Below are 16,995 nucleotides of genomic sequence, written 5' to 3' on the forward strand. Positions count from 1 at the left end.
ATAGGTTTCCCACCAGCCTTCTTGGAGTGAGAAGGAATGGTTAAATATCAGTAAATGTAACGCAAGCGTTATACAAAAGCAAAAAGCAACCATTAAATTTTCTAAAATTTTAGTGTTAAACATATCTACCTCAAATCATTTAAAATTATTTTCGCGCTCTCGTCGAAAATTTTACCTTTCAAATGCGCTTTGCAAAATTCCACTATGAGCCCGTGAAATAGTGCATACGCGCCGTTTTCGTTCTCCAGCTTATCTGCTTTTGCCGCCGCATCGCAGGGAAAATTAGCGGAATTTACAAACTCATAGATCCGCTCAAATTCCAGCTCGCCGAGCCACGCGCTAAGCTCGTCGTAACTTTCAAACTCATAGCCCAAAGCCCCGAGCAGCCGCGCCGAGTAGCTGTCTGCGACCACCACTGCGCGCTCACACGCATAGCACAGGATCGCATCGCAGCTCTCCGCGCCGATCCCCTTGCGCGCTAACAGCCACTCGCGGCTAACGCCCGCTTTAAAGCTCTCAAAATTCTCAAAATCCGCGATTATAGCTTTGCAAAGCGAGTTTAGGCGTCTCGCTTTTTGATTATAAAATCCGCTCACTTTAATGATCTCCGCAAGCTCCGCTTCATCTAGCCCGGCAATCCCCTCTAAGCTCAAAAGCCCCTTGCTACGCAGGTTTTGCAACGCCGCGTCGGCATTGCGCCACGCCGTATTTTGGATCAAAATCGCCCCCACGACCACCTCAAAGCATCCAAACCCTGGCCACCAGCGAAAATCCTTGATTTTCACGGCGCGAAAAAGCGCGATAAAAAGCTCGGTCGCGCTCATCTCGCGCCTCCGAAATTTCTGGCGTCGTTTCTAAAATTTCGCGCGGCGACGGCGATTTTCCGCATGCACTCTAGCACGGCGATAAAATTTACGCCAAATTTAAATTCGCGCGCCGTATTCATCTGCCGCCTTTTAAATTTGCAAAAAATTCTTCGCTAAAGCTCAAGAAAAACTGCTTTGCCGCGCGGCCGCTGCGGCTTGCGCGAAGCATCGCAAACTCCCGCGCCTTTGCGTGCAACGCATCTAAATTTGCGGCGAAGCTCAAGCGAAATTCCGCCGCGCTCATACCTTGCGCAGCCGCAAAATAGGCATCTACGATCCCTAAATACTCCTGCATGCTCCCGCCGTAAAAGCTTAGCTGCAGCCCGAAGCGCTCGCTCAGGCTGATTCGCTCGTTCGCCGCGTCGCTTAGGTGCAGTTCTCCGCGGCTGACCTGCGCGACATCGTTATCGCTTGCGCATTCGCCTACGATGTGGCGGCGGTTGGACGTCGCATACATCAGCACGTTACGCGGCGCGCGCTCTAAGGATCCTTCTAGCAGCGGTTTTAGGTGCTTGTAGCCGCTCTCGCCGAGCTCAAAGCTCAAATCATCGCAAAAGATGATAAATTTAAAATTTGTTTCGCGGATCGCGTCGATTATATCCACGAGATAGCCCAGATCGTCCCTGCCGATCTCGATGATCTTAAGGTCTTGCGGAATAAATTTAGAAAAAACCGCCTTTGCAAGGCTTGATTTGCCGCAGCCGCTCTCGCCCCATAGCAGCGCGTGGTTGGCGCTTGCGCCGCGCAGGAAAGCGTCAGTGTTTTTCATAAGAGCTGATTTTTGGCTCTCTAGCCCCACAAGCGCGTCAATACCCGTGAAATCGATGTCACGGACGATCTTTAGCGCCTTTTTATTCGCGCGAAAGACGGCGACCTGTACCGTGCCCCAATCAATCGCGCTAAAATCGCTGAAATAAATTTGCTCGCCGGCACCGCTCTGCACGCTTCTTAGGACGGCTTGCGGCGCTAAATTCAAACCGCTCGCCGCGTTTAAATTTAGTCCTTCGCTTCTACTTTTGCTTGCGCTTTTTTTGATATTTTCATCGCAAGTTCGCATTTTTTAGCTCCCTTCGCAGATAGATCAAAATTTCGCTTATCACGTCGTCATCGTCGCGCGTCTGTGCCTTTAATCGCACCTTATCGCCGTTTGCAAGGGTGATCAAGATATTTTCGTCCATGCTCGAAATCACGCGCAAGCCAAGCTTCGTGGCCAAAACCTTAATCATCATCACGTCGATGAATTGCTTAGTGTAAATGTCCGCGCGCCCAAAGCGATCCTCGATCTCGCCGAAAATTTCAAGCACTTCGCTCGCCTCTGCGCACTTGCTAAGCCGCCTGTAAAGATCGAGGCGTAGGCGATCCTCTCTGATAAATTCCGAGTTCAAAAAGGCGTTTACGGAAATTTTAAGCTCTACGCTCGCAGCGGCGCTCTTTCTGCTTAGCAGCTTGCCGATTTCTTCTTCTAGCATCTTTAGATAAAGCGAGTAGCCAATCGCTTCGATATGCCCGCTCTGCGCCTCTCCGAGCAGGTTTCCGCCGCCGCGAATCTCCAGATCGTGATACGCTAGCACCGAGCCGCTACCCAAAAACGAGTTGCTCTCAAGCGCTACGAGCCGCTTTAGCGCGTCCTGCGTAAGAGCGGTTTTATCCTCGATCAAAAAGTAGCAAAAGCCCTGTTTGTTGCTGCGCCCGACGCGGCCGCGCAGCTGGTGTAGATCGGCGATACCGAATTTATCAGCGTTTTCGACGATTATCGTATTTACGCGCGGCATATGAATGCCGCTTTCTACGATGCTGGTGCAAAGTAGCAGATCGTATCCGCCCGCCACAAATTTTAAAATTTCATCCTCCGTAGTTTTAGCGTCGATCTTGGAGTGCAAAATTAGAATTTTAAGGCTCGGCAAAATTTCAAGCAGCTTCTTTTTGGCGCTTTGCATCGTCGCGATGTGGTTGTGGACGTAAAAAATCTGCCCCCCGCGCCGCAGCTCGCGCGAGATCGCTTCTTTTATGATCTTTTCGTCCCACTGCTTGACGAAGGTGCGCACGTCCAGGCGGTCCTGCGGCGGGCTAAGCAGCGTGGAGTAGCTTTTAATCGAGCTTAGCGCCATATTTAGGCTGCGCGGTATCGGCGTAGCGGACATACTAAGTAGGTGCGAGGCGGCGCTTTTCTCTTTGAGCCGCTCCTTTTGCTTAACGCCGAATTTATGCTCCTCATCGATGATTATGAGCCCTAAATTTGCGGGGTTTAAATTTAAAAGCGAGTGCGTGCCGACCACGACGATCGCCTCGCCGTTTTGCAGGCGCTTTAAAATTTCGCTCTTTTGCCTCGCGCTACTGAAGCGATCGAGCTTGAAAACAGGAATTTCAAACTCCTTAAAACGCTCGCTAAGCGTGGCGTAATGCTGAGAGCTAAGCAGCGTCGTAGGCACGAAAAACAGCACCGAATGGCCGCTGCGGATGCAGGCAAAGATCGCATTCATCGCAACTTCGGTCTTTCCAAAGCCCACGTCGCCGCTAAGTAGGCGGTCCATCACCTTGCCGCTTTGCAAATCCGCCAAAATCGCGCTCACCGCCTTTTGCTGATCGCTCGTGTAGTTAAAGCCGCTCGCGCTTAAAAATTTCGCATAATCCGCGCTTTCGTTTTTGATGACGAGCCCTCGCACCAGCTCGCGCTTGGCAGCCAGCGCGATGATCCTTGAAGCGATCGCAAAGAGCTTTTCGCGCACTCGCTCTTTGATTTTTGAAAAGCTCGCCCTGCCCAGATGATCCAAGCTCACCGCGCCGCCGCTTGCGACGTAGCGATCAATCTTATTTAGATACTCTACCGGCAGCAGCAGCTTGTCGCCGCCCTCGTAGAGCAGGGATACGAACTCCTTGCTGCGCCCCATCACCTCGATGAGCTCAAGCCCGTTAAATTTAGCGATACCGTGATCTTCGTGCACGACAAAATCGCCCACGTTTAGCTCATCCAGAGCCAGGCTCGATCTTCGCACGCGCTTTTTAGGCGCCGCTTTGTTTAGAGAAAGGATGATCCGCTCGGCGCTTATTAAATTTACGACGAAATCTTCGCGTAAAATTTCGATATTGCTAAATCCGCTAAGATCAAACGGCGCGAGCAGAGCGTCGTTTCGCGCGATCAGCGTGATAGCCTCGCTGCGGTGAAATTCAAAGAATTCCTGCGACGGCGTCACCGCGAGGTCTTTAAATTTACGCGCCGCCGGCAGTACCTCGATCGCGTCTAAAAAATCCAAATTGCGCTCGGAAAAAATTTCATCCTTTTTGATCTCGTGCAGCAAGACGCAATCAAACGCCTCCGTGTAATCGACGAAGCCCTCGATGAACCAAAACCCGAGCGAGCCCAGATCGCGCGCTAGCGCGTCGCTATCTGCGCGCGATATCTTTTCGCTCACGCTCTCAAACTCGTCCTCGCTTAAATTTGCCAAAAACGGCGCTATCTCGGTCTGTGCAAGTTCATCTTTTTCGCTTTTTTGCGTCGCGACGTCAAAGCGCCTGATACTCTCGACCCTCTCGCCGTCGAGCAGAATTCTAACCGCGCTTTCGCTCCCTACCGAAAAAATATCGATAATCTCGCCACGGAAGCTCATCTCGCCCATGCTTTCGACGATGTCGCGCACGTCGTATCCCAGGCGTAAAATTTCCTCTTTCAGTTCGCTTAAGTTTAATTCGCTTCCAAATTTTATATTTAACGGGCGCAGATGGCTTGCGGCGGGGAGTTTGTTTAGGATTGTGCGGACGGGCGAGATTAAAATTTTTTTACCGCTTGCTTTATAAAACGCGCTAAGAGCGGTGCTTATGCCCGCAAGCTCGCCCATGTAGCTGCGCAGATCCTCGCCGAAGCTAGCTCTAAAATCAGGCAGGCAAAAGGCCGCATAGCCCATAAATTTTAGCACCTGCTCGCACGCCGCAGCCTCTTTATCGTCCTCGCAAATCAAAAGCTCTTTTTTGTTTTGCAAAAAGTATTCGTAAACCTCGGCTTGCATTATTTAAACCTTTCGATCTGGTGCTGCACGACGTTCGCGATCTCCTGCCACGATACGTTAGGCTCCAAGGTCGAGATATTTTTGAAATTCTGCGCGTTCCAGCTCATAAAATTTGCAGGATCGACGCTTTGAGCCAAAAACCTAACTTCGTAATGCAAGTGCGGACCGGTGCTGTAGCCGGTGTTGCCGCTATAGCCGATGAGATCGCCCTTTTTAACCCAAGAGCCCGGCGTTACGACCACGGAGCTAAGGTGTCCGTAGCGGGTTTCAAAGCCGTAATTGTGCGATAGAATCACTAAAATTCCATATCCGCTGCCGCTACCGCCTGCAAACTGCACGAAGCCCTCTGCCGTCGCAAACACCGGAGTGCCCTCACTCGCTCGCAAGTCGATGCCGTGGTGCATCCTCATAACGCCGCTGATTGGATGAGTGCGCATCCCAAAAGGGCTAGTAACGCCGCGATACTGCATCGGAAGTCCGTTAGGCACAGCGCTAAGAATCGCGCTCGCCGTTTTTTCGCTAGCTGCAATGTGCGCGCCGGAGCCCTTTTTACGCTCCTTTTTCATCTCATTCATCGCAAGCATTACCTGGATATCACTATCCAGCCCGCCCCCATCGTCTTCGCGTCCGTCCAGCTTAGCAAGTACCTCCTCGTTTTTGCCCTCAAGTGCGATATTTTGCTCTTTAAGCGCGAGATTTTCGGCGTAGAGGGTTTTGTTTAGCTCCTTTAAATTTGAGCGGTCGCTAGCGAGTTTAAAGATCGCAAAAAACAAAACGAGCAGAAAAATTACGAAAAACGCGGATAAAATTTTAAGTTGAAATCTAAAATTTTCGCCAAAATACAGCGTCTTGGTGCCAAAGTGATCGCTTAGGGTAAGTTTAGTTTTAGCCACGGCGCGCCTCAAGCCATAAAATAAAATTTTCTACCAAATGAAACGAGCCGAAAACCAAATACTCCTCGTCCGCTCTAAGCTCGCCGCGAAACGGCGAATGCGGAATTTTAAGCGCGTCAAGCGCACGGGTTATCGCCTCTGCCGCCATTTCGCGATCCGCAACCTCGTAGCTAAAAATCTCCACGCGCTCTACCACGGGTGCTAAAGTCCGCAGCACCGCGACTACGTCCTTATCGGCAAAAGCATTGTAAATTAGCACGATCTTTCTGCCCCCGTAGATTTCGGTAATTTCGCGGGCGACTTGCTGTGCCGCAAGCTCGTTGTGTCCGACATCCACGCGTAAATTCGGCGCCAGAGCCTCCATCCTTCCGCGTAAATTTAGAGGCGGCAGCTGTGAAATTTCAAATTTCAAATTTAAAAATTTCATCGCGGCAAGCGCTAGAGCTAAATTTGAAATTTGAAATTTAGGCAGATTATTGTGCGCGCAAAACTCTACGATCTGCGCTCGCTCGCTCTTGCTTAAAAGCTCTGCTGCAAACCTCAAATGAGTTCCTTTTTGCTCTGCGATCTGCTGCGCGATACGAAGCGGAATCTCGCTCATCTCATCGCTTAAGATCGCTTCCTTATCCATCGTAATGAGCTTAGTGTGGGCGATCTGCTCTAGATTTTGTCCTAGCATACCCAAATGGTCGGTGCCGATCGGTGTAAAAAGCGACAGCGTGCGCCCAAAGCTTGACGTAGCGTCAAACTCGCCGCCCATCCCAGCCTCGATCACGCAGTAATCCCTAAAAAGCACTGCCGCCGCAAGCGTGAGATACTCGAAATACGACAGACTATCTTTAAACTCCGCGGGCAAGCTCTCTTGCAAAAACTCATGCGCGAAATCAAGCTCCTCATCCGTAGCATCGCGCCCTAGCGAAATGGGAAGCGAGCTTTGAGCGGATTTAAAATTTGATCTTAGCGGAGATTTAAAATTTTGCTCAGACGGCGATTTGAGATCTTGCGAATTCCATAAATTTTGCGTAGAAGCAGAATTCCGCGTATCTATGGAATTTCGCGCGATAAAATTCTGCTCGCTATAAAAATTTTGCGTGGTATAAACAGAGTTTTGCATGGCGGAATTCTGCTCGCTATGTAAATCCTGCGTGGCGGAATTTTGCAAATTAGAAATAGAAATTTGAGAGGCGGAATTTTCTCCGCTCGCAAAATTTTGCATCTTTACGGAATTTTGTTTTTCCGTAAAATTTGACGCCGAAGCGGAATTTTGCTCGTTTTTAAAATTTGAAGCGCCTGAATTTAACTCAAAAACAGGACTTTGCGCGATGCGTCCGCCTAGATAGATGCGCTCGTTGAGCTTAAAAACGTGCGGGCTGGTGTAGTGCCCGACGCTAAAGCCCGCTGCGGCGATCGCGTTAGCCAAAAATCGCCCGGTGCTGCCCTTGCCGTTGGTGCCGATGATTTGAATGACGTTTTTGAGCGGAATTTTATCTTTAATGGCAGCATACGCCCGCGGGAAGCGCTCATAGTCGATTTTTTTGTAATAAATCGGGCGATTTTGCAAAAATTCTTTAATGCTGCGCCCGCTCAAGTCTGAATCCCCTAATCGCAAGCGCCGAAATAAACTCGTCAAACGCCTGCGCGGAGGCATTTTCGATCGCCTTGTAGCGGTCCTTATCGCTAATGATCGAGCTCGTATCGTAGCTATTTTTGACTAGGCGGCTAACTTTAAAATCGTAATCGCCCACGCAATCCTTGCTGAAAACCTCGCCGTTTTTAAGCTTGGTGCTAAAATTTACGACAAGATTTGCACGGTAGCTAGTGACATAGCCGAACTGATCGTATGAAAGCTCGCTAAAACTTAGGCTTTTTATGCTCGCTACTACGATCGTCTGCGCCGAGTTTTTATCCGCAAGGCTCATCCCTAGGCGCTGGACTATACCCTGCCTGATCGCATCTTTGATCGCGACGGTGTTTTGCGGATCGGTCTTGCTCATCATCACATCCACAAATACGCTTCCGCTCATCGTCTCTTTTGCAATCCTTGAAACGGGCTTGTAGCCGCAGCCGATTAAAAAAATCAAACAAAAAACGGTTAAAGCTTTTCTCATCTTCGCCTACTTTATCACCAAATTTACAAGCTTGTTTTTAACGTAAATTTCTTTTACGACGCTCTTGCCCTCTAGCCATTTGGCGCAGTTCTGCTTCGCAAGGCTTAAAATTTCGCCCTCGCTTAGGCTCGCGCCCGCTTCAAACTCGGCGCGTTTTTTGCCGTTAATCGTGACGGCAAGCTTGATCGTATCGCTCTCAAAGACCTCTTCGCAAACTCTCAGCTCGCAAAAATTCGCCCGCCCAAACAACCTCTCGCTAAGCTCGGCGCAGATGTGCGGCACTATAGGCTCTAGTAGGTTTAAAATCACAAAGTAACCCTCGGTAAATACGTCTTTGTTGCTCTGCGCATTTAGCGCATTTAGCGCCTCCATACACGCGGCGATTAAGGTATTGAAAGCAAAGCTGCTCTCATAAACCTGCTGTGATTTCTTAAGCGCCTCGTAAACTTTGAGGCGGGCGTATTTTTCCTCTTTATTTAAAGCGGCGTGGTCGATCTGCGGAATTTTATCAGTAGCGTAGGCGTTTTCGGCGCGATCGTAGAGACGGCTAAGAAATTTATACGCGCCCTCTACCGCGCTGTCGTTCCACTCAAGCTCTTTTTGAGGAGGCGCGGCAAAAAGTATAAAAAGTCTCGCCGTATCGGCGCCGTAGGTCTCGATAATGTCGTCGGGATCGACGGTGTTTCCCTTGCTTTTGCTCATCTTTGCGCCATCTTTTAGCACCATGCCCTGAGTTAACAGCCGCTCAAACGGCTCACTATCGCGCAGATAGCCTATGTCACGAAGAGCCTTTTGGAAAAACCTTGCATATAAAAGGTGCAAAATCGCGTGCTCGATGCCGCCGATATACTGATCGACATTCATCCAGTAATTCACGCTTTGCTCGTCAAACGCCCGCTGCTGCCACGTCCGCTCGTCGCTTGCGTAGCGCGCGAAATACCACGAGCTTTCAAAAAATGTATCGAGCGTGTCGGTCTCGCGCACCGCGTTGCCGCCGCATTTAGGGCATTTGCAAAACTTCCAGCTAGGATGCGCGTCGAGCGGATTGCCCTTGCCGGTGATCTTAATATCCTGCGGAAGCTCTACGGGCAGATTTGAAATTTCCTCGCTTACCAGCCCGCATTTTGGACAGTGGATCATAGGTATCGGCGCGCCCCAGTAACGCTGGCGGCTCACTCCCCAATCGCGCAGTTTAAAATTTACCACGCGGCGTCCGAGCCCTAGCTCTTCAAATTTTGAAATGACGGCACTTTTTGCTTTCTCGCTATCCATGCCGCTAAATTCCGCGGAATTTATTAAAATTCCAGGCTCGACGTAAGCCTTGCTAGCGTCGTAATCGCCGCTTTTAGGAGCAATACTTTGAATGATCGGCAGGTTAAATTTCTTCGCAAACTCGAAATCTCGTTCGTCGTGCGCAGGCACAGCCATAACCGCGCCACCGCCGTATTCTGCTAGGACGAAATTTGCAGTCCAAACGGGGATTTCTTTGCCGCTTAGCGGATGAAGCACGCTGATCCCGAGGCTCACGCCGTCTTTATCTCTTGCTTGGCGCTCGCGCGGGCTTTGATTTAAAATTTCCCTCACCTTCGCCGCAGCTTCGGCGTCAAGTAAATTATTATCCAAAAGCCTCTTTACGACCTCGTGCTCCGGCGCGACCGCCGCGTAGCTCATGCCGTAGATCGTATCGGGGCGCGTCGTAAAAACCTTAAAGCCCTCGATGCCGCCAAGCTTGGCGCTGCTTTGCTCGTCAAATTTAAAGCTAAATTCCAAACCTTCGCTGCGCCCGATCCAGTTTTCCTGCATCGTAAGCACCTGAGCGGGCCATTTGCCCTCAAGCTGCTTTAGGCAATCCAAAAGCTCCTGCGCATAGGCGGTGATTTTTAGATAATATCCCGGCATCTGCTTTTGCACGACCTCGTTGCCGCAACGCCAGCACCTGCCCTCCTCGACCTGCTCGTTGGCAAGCACCGTCTGATCGTGTTCGCACCAATTTACCACGGCGCTTTTTCTATAAATGAGCCCTTTTTCAAAAAGCTTGATGAAAAATTCCTGCTCCCAGCGCGTATAAAGCGGATCGGAGGTGGCGAGCATGCGACGAGCTGAAAAGCTAAAGCCCAGGCGGTGCAGCTCGTTTTTCATATAATCGATATTTTCATAAGTCCAAGTTTTAGGGTGAATGCCGTGTTTGATCGCCGCATTTTCCGCAGGCATGCCGAAGCTATCAAAGCCGATCGGCTGAAGCACGTTGTATCCGCGCAGCCTGTAGTATCGGCTCAAAGCGTCGCCGATGCTGTAGTTTCGTACATGCCCCATGTGGATGCGGCCGCTTGGGTAGGGAAACATCGAAAGGATATATTTTTTAGGCAGGCTATAATCGTCCTTAGGCTCGAAAACTCCCTCTTCGTCCCAAATTTTCTGCCATTTAAGCTCAATACTTTTACTATCGTAAGGCATTCTGCGCTCCTAGAATTCGTCTTTAGTTTTTGCCGATTCGATCGCTATTAAAATTAGCGAGAAAAAGTTTGCAAGTAGCGCGCCGATAGCAAGCGAGGTCACGATCGACAAATCTCCCGGCGCTACTACAATCAAAACGAACGCCGGTATGAGATGCAGATCCGCTACGAGCGAGCTTGCAAAAAGCTCGGCTGCTAGCATATTTCGTACGCCTACCTTCAAAAGCGTCGAGACTGCATTCACGCTGGTTGCTATGAAAAGTAAAATTTCATTCTTCTCATACAAAAACCCGCCTATCGTAGTCATACTCATCAGCGCAAAAAATATGTAAATTACCCTTCCCCAGTTCATCTTTTATCCTTACACCGTGCCTTTTTCATACATGGCGCGATTCTTTTCTTTCTCTTTGATACGACGCTGTTTTTCAGCCAAAAACGCGCGGTATTTCTCGACATTAAATTTAAACAAAATCAGCATCGGAGCAGCTACAAATACGGAGCTGAAAGTTCCTGCTATGACGCCTATTAGCATCACGAAGCTAAAGCCGTGGATCATCTCGCCGCCCCAAACGAATAAAATCACGATGACGATGAGAGTCGTAAGCGAAGTAAGCAGCGTGCGCGATAGTGTGTGAGAGATTGATTCATTTATAACCTCGTCAAGCTTAATCGATTTGCTATCTTTTACTCCTTCTCGAATTCTATCGAAAACAACGATGGTATCGTTAAGTGAGTAGCCCATTATAGTTAGCAGTGCAGCTAGAATTTCAAGGTTGAAATCCACGCCGGCTAAAATCATCGCACCTACAGCAACTACGACGTCATGCAGATCCGATAGCACTGCGGCGACCGCAAATCTCCACTCAAACCGCAGGGTGATATAAACCAAAATGAGCGCAAACGATACGCATACCGCTAAAATTCCGTTTGTACGAAGCTCCTCGCCGACTTTAGGACCTACGATATCGACCTTGCGAATGTCGAAGTTTCCACTCCCTTGCAAAATTTTTTGTGCCGCTAAAGCGGGATTATCACCCAGTTCGCTCGCAGCGCCTGAATATCTAATCGTAACTTCTTGATCGCTGCCGAATTCCGTAACGTTGATATTACCTAAATTTGCCGCTTCGAAGCGCTTTCTGATCTCATCAAGCGGTGCTTTAGCGTCATATTTAACCTGAATGAGTGTACCACCGCTAAAATCGATGCCGTAGCTGACACCTTTAATGAAAAATAGCGCAATAGAGCCTATTATCAAAACAGCAGAAAGTGCAAAGGTAAAATATCTAAATTTCATAAAATCATAAATTTTGCCCTTATCAAACACTTGCATTTGCGCCTCCTCTTAATTTATAACCGAGCCAAAGCGCGGTATTTTTGCTCTTTTCCATCTTATCCATTACTAACTCAAACATTCCGTGAGTGCCCAAAATCGCTGTTATCATCGACGCTACGATACCGATGCTCATCGTGACGGCAAAGCCCTTTACCGGACCCGTGCCGTAAGCATAAAGCGCAGCGGAAGTAATTAGCGTAGTGATATTTGAATCCACGATCGCGCTCATCGCATTTTCATAGCCTTTATTTATACTTTGGCGGATTGAAACTCCCGTCCTTAGCACCTCTCTAACGCGCTCATTAATGATTACGTTCGCATCCACGGCCATTCCGATAGTTAGCACGATTCCCGCCATTCCAGGAAGCGTTAATGTTGCACCAAAAAGCGCCATACAAGCGATCAAAAATAAAATATTTACTACAAGCGCGATATCGGCAAAAAGCCCCGCTACGCCATAGTATAAAATCATAAAGATCAAAATCGCAACCGCTGCAAGGCTTAGCGCTGCCATACTTTTATCGATGCTATCTTGTCCTAGGCTAGGGCCGATGCTGCGCGTTTCTGAGACTTTAACCGGAGCCAAAAGCGCGCCGCTTCTAAGCGCAATCGCTACGTCGTGCGCCTCCTCGACGCTAAATCCGCCGCTGATCTGACCGCTGCCACCGCCGATACGCTCGTTTATGCGCGGCGCGGAGTAAACCTTGCCATCAAGCACGATCGCAAGGCGCTTACCGACATTTTTACCAGTAAAATCGCCAAAAATTTGAGCGCCTTGAGAGTTCAGCGTAAAATTTATGATCGGCTGGTTGGTGTGCTGATCGAAAGCGACCTTCGCATCGACTAGCATCGCGCCGTCTAGCACTGGAATTTCGTTTATGAGATACTTGTAATTCGGATTTTTAACGTCCGGGTAGATCACGTCGCCGTAAGCTCTAGCATCCGCTGCGCTGATAGTCTGCGCGCGGTCTTGGCGCACATCGTCCACTGCCATAAGCTGCAAGTGAGCCGCTTTGGCGATCAAATCCTTGGCGCGTTGCTCATCAGCTGCACTTTTGACGCCCGGAAGCTCAACCAAAATATAACTCTCGCCCTGCTTTGCTACCGTAGGCTCCGCAAGTCCGAATTGATCCAAGCGGTTGCGGATAGTTTCTACAGCCTGTTCAATCGCGTATTTTTTAGTCGCTTCGACCTCCTCGGGCGTTAGCGTGACGCGGTATTTTTCGCCAGATTTTTGAATGTCTAATCCGCTTGCGGCGCTATGCAAAATCGCATCAAATTTAGAAGCCTCGTCCGCGTCTAAAATTTCAAACTCAAACGAATCGCCTTCCAATTTTAGCCCGTCCATTAGTAGATCGTCGCGCTTGGCGGCATAATTGACGCTCGCGGCGATCGATTTGATCTTAGAAACGACCGCCTCGTCGCTTTGAACTTCCAAAAGCATATGCAGGCCACCTTGCAGATCCAAACCCAAGTTTATCTTGCTTCCCTTTTCGGTCTGAAAGATCGAAGGCGCGGCAAAAATCGCCGAAAAAATAACCGCAGCTAAAAAGATCAGCAGACGGTATGAAATTTTACTGCTCATCTAATTTTCTTGCCACAAATTGTTTATCCAGCTCAACCATGACCTCATCGTTAAGCTTAACTGTGATAAAATCATTGTTTGTTTTCACGACCGTGCATTTTATGCCACCGCTAGTTATGATCTTATCGCCTTTGCCGAGCGCATCGACCATCGCTTTATGATCCTTGGCCTGCTTTTGCTGCGGTCTGATAATCAAAAAATACATAATCGCAAAGATTACGACGATAGGCAGGATTGATGCAAAGAAATTTCCTTGTTCCATGTGTTTCCTTCATTAGAAATTTAAAAAGTAGCTATTTTACATTAAGTTACATAAATAAAGGCTTTGTTCTTGCCCTTGCGCTTTCAAATTTTATTTTCGTAGAAATTTTAAGCTCTAAATTTGACGGCTTGGCTGCTTTGGCGGCGGAATTTTTCTCGCCTCTAATTGCGATAGCGGCGCTTTTTTATCTGCTAAAAGCAAGCAAGGCGGAGTGGTTTTGGTGCGGATTTTTTATCGGCGCGCTGTGGATGCACTGGATCAGCTTCAGTCTGATCTATTTCGATCTTGCGTTTTTGATCCCGCTTGAAATTCTTGGAATTTGCCTCGTTTATGCCTTTATTTTCCGCATCTTTGCGATCTTTGACGCGCCGGTTTTGCGCGCTGCGTGCCTTTTAATTCTAAAATTTATCCATCCTTTCGGCTTTGATTGGCTAAATTTTGAACTGCTGCTAAGTCATGGAATTTTCAGAGCCGATCTTAGCGCGCTGGCTCTGATTTTAGCGGGGCTTTGCGCGATTTTGTATCTACGCGGACGCGGCGCGGCGGCTAAGCTTAACGCCCTAATTTTCACGGCGTTTTTGATCTGCGCGCTGCAATTCAGCCAAAAAGAGCCCACGCCGCTACCGATTAAAATTTCACTCGCAAACACCGACATTTCGCAGCACGACATCTGGGCGAAAGATAAAATTTTGTCCGCCGCGTTGGCAAATTTGGCTCGGATTGATGAGGCGATCGCAGAGGGACAAGACGCGATAATCTTGCCCGAAAGCGCCTTCGCGATGCCGCTAAATTTAGAAAACGTGCTAGTTGAAGCTTTAAAGGAAAAATCGCGCGCAATTACTATCGTAGCGGGCGCGGAAGCGTATGAGAACGGGAAATTTTACAACAGCGCCTATCTTTTTGCGAACGGGGAAATGAAGCGCTTCGATAAGCACATTTTGGTGCCGTTTGGCGAAATGGTGCCGCTGCCGGAATTTGCGCGAAATTTCATCAACCGCGTGCTGCTAGGCGGCGCGACCGATTTTTCCACAGCTAGCGGCTTTAGCGACTACGAGCTTGGCGGGCGAAGCGTAAGAAGCGCCGTTTGCTACGAGGCTACGCGCGCAGAGCTTTACGAGGGCTCGCCCAAATACGTCGTAGCGATCAGCAACAACGGCTGGTTCGTGCCGAGCTACGAGCCTTATTTGCAGCGCCTCATAATCCGCTACTACGCGAGCTTGCACGGCACATTGATTTATCACGCCGTAAACGGCAGCGCTAGCGAGATAATCGCTCCGAAAAAGATCTGGATAAACCGCCTTAAAGATCATCTAAAATAGCCTAAAAAGTTATTTTTAAACGACTTTTGGGTAATATTTTAAAATTTTATTAGGAGCTAAATTTATGGCTAAATACAATCGCATACTCGTAAAATTTTCGGGTGAAGCGCTAGCGGGAGAGAACGGCTTTGGGATCGACAGCGAAATTTTAAAATTTATCGCCAAAGAGATCAAGCAGCTCGTAGAAGGCGGCATCGAAGTAGGCATCGTAATCGGCGGCGGCAATATCATAAGAGGCGTAAGCGCCGCAGCTAGCGGTATCATCAAACGCACCAGCGGCGATCATATGGGCATGCTAGCGACCGTCATCAACGCAATAGCGATGAGAGAAGCGCTAGAATACGCAGGCATGGATGTGCGCGTACAAAGCGCGATAAAGATGGAAGCGATCTGCGAGACCTTCATCATCGGCCGCGCCAAAAGGCACCTCGAAAAAGGTCGCGTCGTGATCTTTGCCGCGGGCACCGGAAATCCATTCTTCACGACCGATACTGCGGGTACTCTCCGCGCGATCGAGATCGGAGCCGACGCTATCATAAAAGCTACCAAAGTGATGGGGATCTACGACAAGGATCCGCAAAAATTTAAAGACGCTAAATTGCTTTCCAAAGTCACTTACGATCAAGCCCTGCACGACAACATCAGGGTGATGGACGATACGGCTATCGCGCTTGCCAAGGATAATGCGCTTCCGATCATCGTATGCAATATGTTTAAGAGCGGAAATTTATACAAAATCGTCGATGGCGGAGATCTAAGCTCCTGCTCGATCGTAAAAAACTGAAATTTTAAATTTAAGGAGAATTGATGAGAACCGAACAAATTGTAGCCAAAGCGTTAAAAGTAACGGGCGGAGACCGATATAAGCTATCTTTGATGATAAGCAAACGCGCCGAGCAGCTAGCTGCGGGCGAACCGCCGTTAATAGATAACGTAGATACTCGCAGGATGAAATTTGCCGATATAGCAATCTTGGAACTAGCCGAAGGTAAGATCGCATTAGATGGAATCGTTGACAAGGATTAATGATAACTTCCTAGAAAGTCTCATCGACGATGTCGTCGATACCAAAGACATTCAAAGCGCCAAGCAGCTGCTTTATAATCTAAAAGAGCCCACTCCGCTGCTAGTGGATGCTATAAATTTATGCATCGCGCAGCACGACGGGCAGTTTCGCAAAAGCGGCGAGCCGTATGCGATCCATCCGATTTTGGTAGCTTGCTTCGTATCTTTTATGGGTGGAGACGACGCGATGGTGATATCTGCGCTACTACACGACGTAGTAGAGGATACAGATTACAGCATCGAGCAGGTTAGACAAAGATTCGGCGACGAAGTAGCCAAGATCGTAGAAGGGCTTACTAAAATCGTAAACATTAGAGAGGATAAATTAGCTCCATCCGGCGATAGCAACGCCAAGCTTCGCACCACGGCGCTTACCTTCCGCAGGATGCTAATGATCTCCATTAACGATCAGCGCGTCCTAGTCGTAAAGCTCTGCGATAGGCTGCACAATATGCTTACCCTAGACGCACTTCGCCCCGATAAGCAAAAACGTATCGGCGAGGAGACGCTTTTGGTTTACGCGCCGATCGCGCACAGGCTTGGAATTTCATCGATCAAAAACGTGCTTGAAGATCTTAGCTTCAAATACGTCATGCCTAAAGAGTATTCGGCGATCGCCGATTACGTCGAGGAGCATAAGCAGCAGCTTCAGATGAGCTTGAGCAAATTTAGCGAAAAGATCAAAGAGTATATGCTCTCAAACGGCTTTAGCGAGGGCAGCTTTGAGATCCAAAAGCGGATGAAGCACTACTACTCGATCTTTTTAAAGATGCAGCGCAAAGGAATTTCGATCGAGGAGGTACTTGATCTTTTGGCTATCCGCATCATCGTGCAAAAGCCGATGGATTGCTACTTGGCTCTTGGCATCATCCATACTAAATTTAATCCGCTGATCTCACGCTTTAAGGATTATATCGCGCTTCCGAAGCAAAACGGCTACCAGACGATCCACACGACAGTCTTTAACGAAAGTATGATCGTAGAGGTGCAGATCCGCACCTTCGATATGCATAACACCGCAGAATTCGGTGTCGCCGCTCACTGGAAATATAAATATAGCGGCTCGATCAATCCGAAGCTTGATTGGCTAAACGACATCGGCATGCAGGA

The 16,995-nt window shown here is 48.8% G+C and carries 15 protein-coding genes and 1 pseudogene; 4 read left to right on the forward strand and 12 right to left on the reverse strand.

Features of this window, described 5'->3' with window-relative positions; all coding sequences use genetic code 11:
- Nucleotides 1-125 precede the first annotated feature (125 nt).
- The 12 genes and pseudogenes from Q0274_RS07010 to yajC form a co-directional block, all read right to left on the reverse strand.
- The gene (locus Q0274_RS07010; protein ID WP_298028505.1) at nt 126-824 is read right to left on the reverse strand and encodes a 3-methyladenine DNA glycosylase; all 699 of its coding nucleotides are present in this window, start codon (nt 822-824) and stop codon (nt 126-128) included.
- Nucleotides 821-946 (reverse strand): hypothetical protein, encoded by a 126-nt coding sequence (locus Q0274_RS07015; protein WP_298028506.1) that lies wholly within the window; start codon nt 944-946, stop codon nt 821-823. Before Q0274_RS07015 ends, Q0274_RS07010 begins: the two co-directional genes overlap by 4 nt.
- Entirely contained in the window at nt 943-1,923 is a 981-nt protein-coding gene (locus Q0274_RS07020) for an ATP-binding protein (protein WP_298028507.1), read from the reverse strand. Before Q0274_RS07020 ends, Q0274_RS07015 begins: the two co-directional genes overlap by 4 nt.
- Entirely contained in the window at nt 1,907-4,867 is a 2,961-nt protein-coding gene (locus tag Q0274_RS07025; RefSeq protein WP_298028508.1) for a DEAD/DEAH box helicase, read from the reverse strand. The genes Q0274_RS07020 and Q0274_RS07025 overlap by 17 nt, the downstream gene beginning before the upstream one ends.
- The gene (locus Q0274_RS07030) at nt 4,867-5,760 is read right to left on the reverse strand and encodes a M23 family metallopeptidase (protein ID WP_291935989.1); all 894 of its coding nucleotides are present in this window, start codon (nt 5,758-5,760) and stop codon (nt 4,867-4,869) included. The genes Q0274_RS07025 and Q0274_RS07030 overlap by 1 nt, the downstream gene beginning before the upstream one ends.
- A gap of 1,336 nt (nt 5,761-7,096) precedes the next feature.
- Nucleotides 7,097-7,291, reverse strand: a pseudogene (locus Q0274_RS11115) (bifunctional folylpolyglutamate synthase/dihydrofolate synthase); the annotation flags it as partial.
- Nucleotides 7,292-7,328: 37 nt separating this feature from the next.
- Entirely contained in the window at nt 7,329-7,868 is a 540-nt protein-coding gene (gene lptE, locus Q0274_RS07040) for an LPS assembly lipoprotein LptE (protein WP_298028510.1), read from the reverse strand.
- Nucleotides 7,869-7,874: 6 nt separating this feature from the next.
- Nucleotides 7,875-10,322 (reverse strand): leucine--tRNA ligase, encoded by a 2,448-nt coding sequence (leuS, locus tag Q0274_RS07045; RefSeq protein ID WP_298028511.1) that lies wholly within the window; start codon nt 10,320-10,322, stop codon nt 7,875-7,877.
- 9 nt (nt 10,323-10,331) lie between these two features.
- Nucleotides 10,332-10,673 carry a DUF6394 family protein gene (locus Q0274_RS07050; RefSeq protein WP_005872279.1) on the reverse strand — a complete coding sequence of 114 codons (342 nt, stop codon included), beginning with the start codon at nt 10,671-10,673 and terminating at the stop codon, nt 10,332-10,334.
- A 9-nt stretch (nt 10,674-10,682) separates the two neighbouring features.
- Nucleotides 10,683-11,651 carry a protein translocase subunit SecF gene (secF, locus tag Q0274_RS07055; RefSeq protein WP_298028512.1) on the reverse strand — a complete coding sequence of 323 codons (969 nt, stop codon included), beginning with the start codon at nt 11,649-11,651 and terminating at the stop codon, nt 10,683-10,685.
- Nucleotides 11,638-13,239: a protein translocase subunit SecD gene (gene secD / locus Q0274_RS07060; protein ID WP_298028513.1), complete on the reverse strand. Its 1,602-nt coding sequence runs from the start codon at nt 13,237-13,239 to the stop codon at nt 11,638-11,640. The genes secF and secD overlap by 14 nt, the downstream gene beginning before the upstream one ends.
- The gene (gene yajC, locus Q0274_RS07065) at nt 13,229-13,501 is read right to left on the reverse strand and encodes a preprotein translocase subunit YajC (protein WP_005872282.1); all 273 of its coding nucleotides are present in this window, start codon (nt 13,499-13,501) and stop codon (nt 13,229-13,231) included. The genes secD and yajC overlap by 11 nt, the downstream gene beginning before the upstream one ends.
- Here yajC and Q0274_RS07070 point away from each other — a divergent pair.
- The 4 genes from Q0274_RS07070 to Q0274_RS07085 all read left to right on the forward strand — a co-directional run.
- The gene (locus Q0274_RS07070; protein ID WP_298028514.1) at nt 13,477-14,820 is read left to right on the forward strand and encodes an apolipoprotein N-acyltransferase; all 1,344 of its coding nucleotides are present in this window, start codon (nt 13,477-13,479) and stop codon (nt 14,818-14,820) included. The two genes, yajC and Q0274_RS07070, sit on opposite strands and share 25 nt — an antisense overlap.
- 64 nt (nt 14,821-14,884) lie before the next feature.
- Complete coding sequence (gene pyrH / locus Q0274_RS07075; RefSeq protein WP_005872284.1) at nt 14,885-15,604, forward strand: UMP kinase; 720 nt, start codon at nt 14,885-14,887, stop codon at nt 15,602-15,604.
- 23 nt (nt 15,605-15,627) lie between these two features.
- Complete coding sequence (locus Q0274_RS07080) at nt 15,628-15,846, forward strand: DNA-directed RNA polymerase subunit omega (protein WP_005872285.1); 219 nt, start codon at nt 15,628-15,630, stop codon at nt 15,844-15,846.
- A partial coding sequence (locus Q0274_RS07085; RefSeq protein ID WP_298028515.1) for an HD domain-containing protein occupies nt 15,824-16,995 on the forward strand: 1,172 nt, incomplete at its 3' end. The genes Q0274_RS07080 and Q0274_RS07085, both read left to right, overlap by 23 nt.

The sequence above is a fragment of the uncultured Campylobacter sp. genome, assembly GCF_937973075.1.
Lineage (GTDB): Bacteria > Campylobacterota > Campylobacteria > Campylobacterales > Campylobacteraceae > Campylobacter_B.

What these genes read in the sequence shown, in the direction of transcription:
- Q0274_RS07010 (WP_298028505.1), bottom strand. Translation starts at nt 824, where the DNA reads ATGAGCGCGACCGAGCTTTTTATCGCGCTTTTTCGCGCCGTGAAAATC.
- Q0274_RS07015 (WP_298028506.1), bottom strand. Translation starts at nt 946, where the DNA reads ATGAATACGGCGCGCGAATTTAAATTTGGCGTAAATTTTATCGCCGTG.
- Q0274_RS07020 (WP_298028507.1), bottom strand. Translation starts at nt 1,923, where the DNA reads ATGCGAACTTGCGATGAAAATATCAAAAAAAGCGCAAGCAAAAGTAGA.
- Q0274_RS07025 (WP_298028508.1), bottom strand. Translation starts at nt 4,867, where the DNA reads ATGCAAGCCGAGGTTTACGAATACTTTTTGCAAAACAAAAAAGAGCTT.
- lptE (WP_298028510.1), bottom strand. Translation starts at nt 7,868, where the DNA reads ATGAGAAAAGCTTTAACCGTTTTTTGTTTGATTTTTTTAATCGGCTGC.
- leuS (WP_298028511.1), bottom strand. Translation starts at nt 10,322, where the DNA reads ATGCCTTACGATAGTAAAAGTATTGAGCTTAAATGGCAGAAAATTTGG.
- Q0274_RS07050 (WP_005872279.1), bottom strand. Translation starts at nt 10,673, where the DNA reads ATGAACTGGGGAAGGGTAATTTACATATTTTTTGCGCTGATGAGTATG.
- secF (WP_298028512.1), bottom strand. Translation starts at nt 11,651, where the DNA reads ATGCAAGTGTTTGATAAGGGCAAAATTTATGATTTTATGAAATTTAGA.
- secD (WP_298028513.1), bottom strand. Translation starts at nt 13,239, where the DNA reads ATGAGCAGTAAAATTTCATACCGTCTGCTGATCTTTTTAGCTGCGGTT.
- Q0274_RS07070 (WP_298028514.1), top strand. Translation starts at nt 13,477, where the DNA reads ATGCAAAGAAATTTCCTTGTTCCATGTGTTTCCTTCATTAGAAATTTA.
- yajC (WP_005872282.1), bottom strand. Translation starts at nt 13,501, where the DNA reads ATGGAACAAGGAAATTTCTTTGCATCAATCCTGCCTATCGTCGTAATC.
- pyrH (WP_005872284.1), top strand. Translation starts at nt 14,885, where the DNA reads ATGGCTAAATACAATCGCATACTCGTAAAATTTTCGGGTGAAGCGCTA.
- Q0274_RS07080 (WP_005872285.1), top strand. Translation starts at nt 15,628, where the DNA reads ATGAGAACCGAACAAATTGTAGCCAAAGCGTTAAAAGTAACGGGCGGA.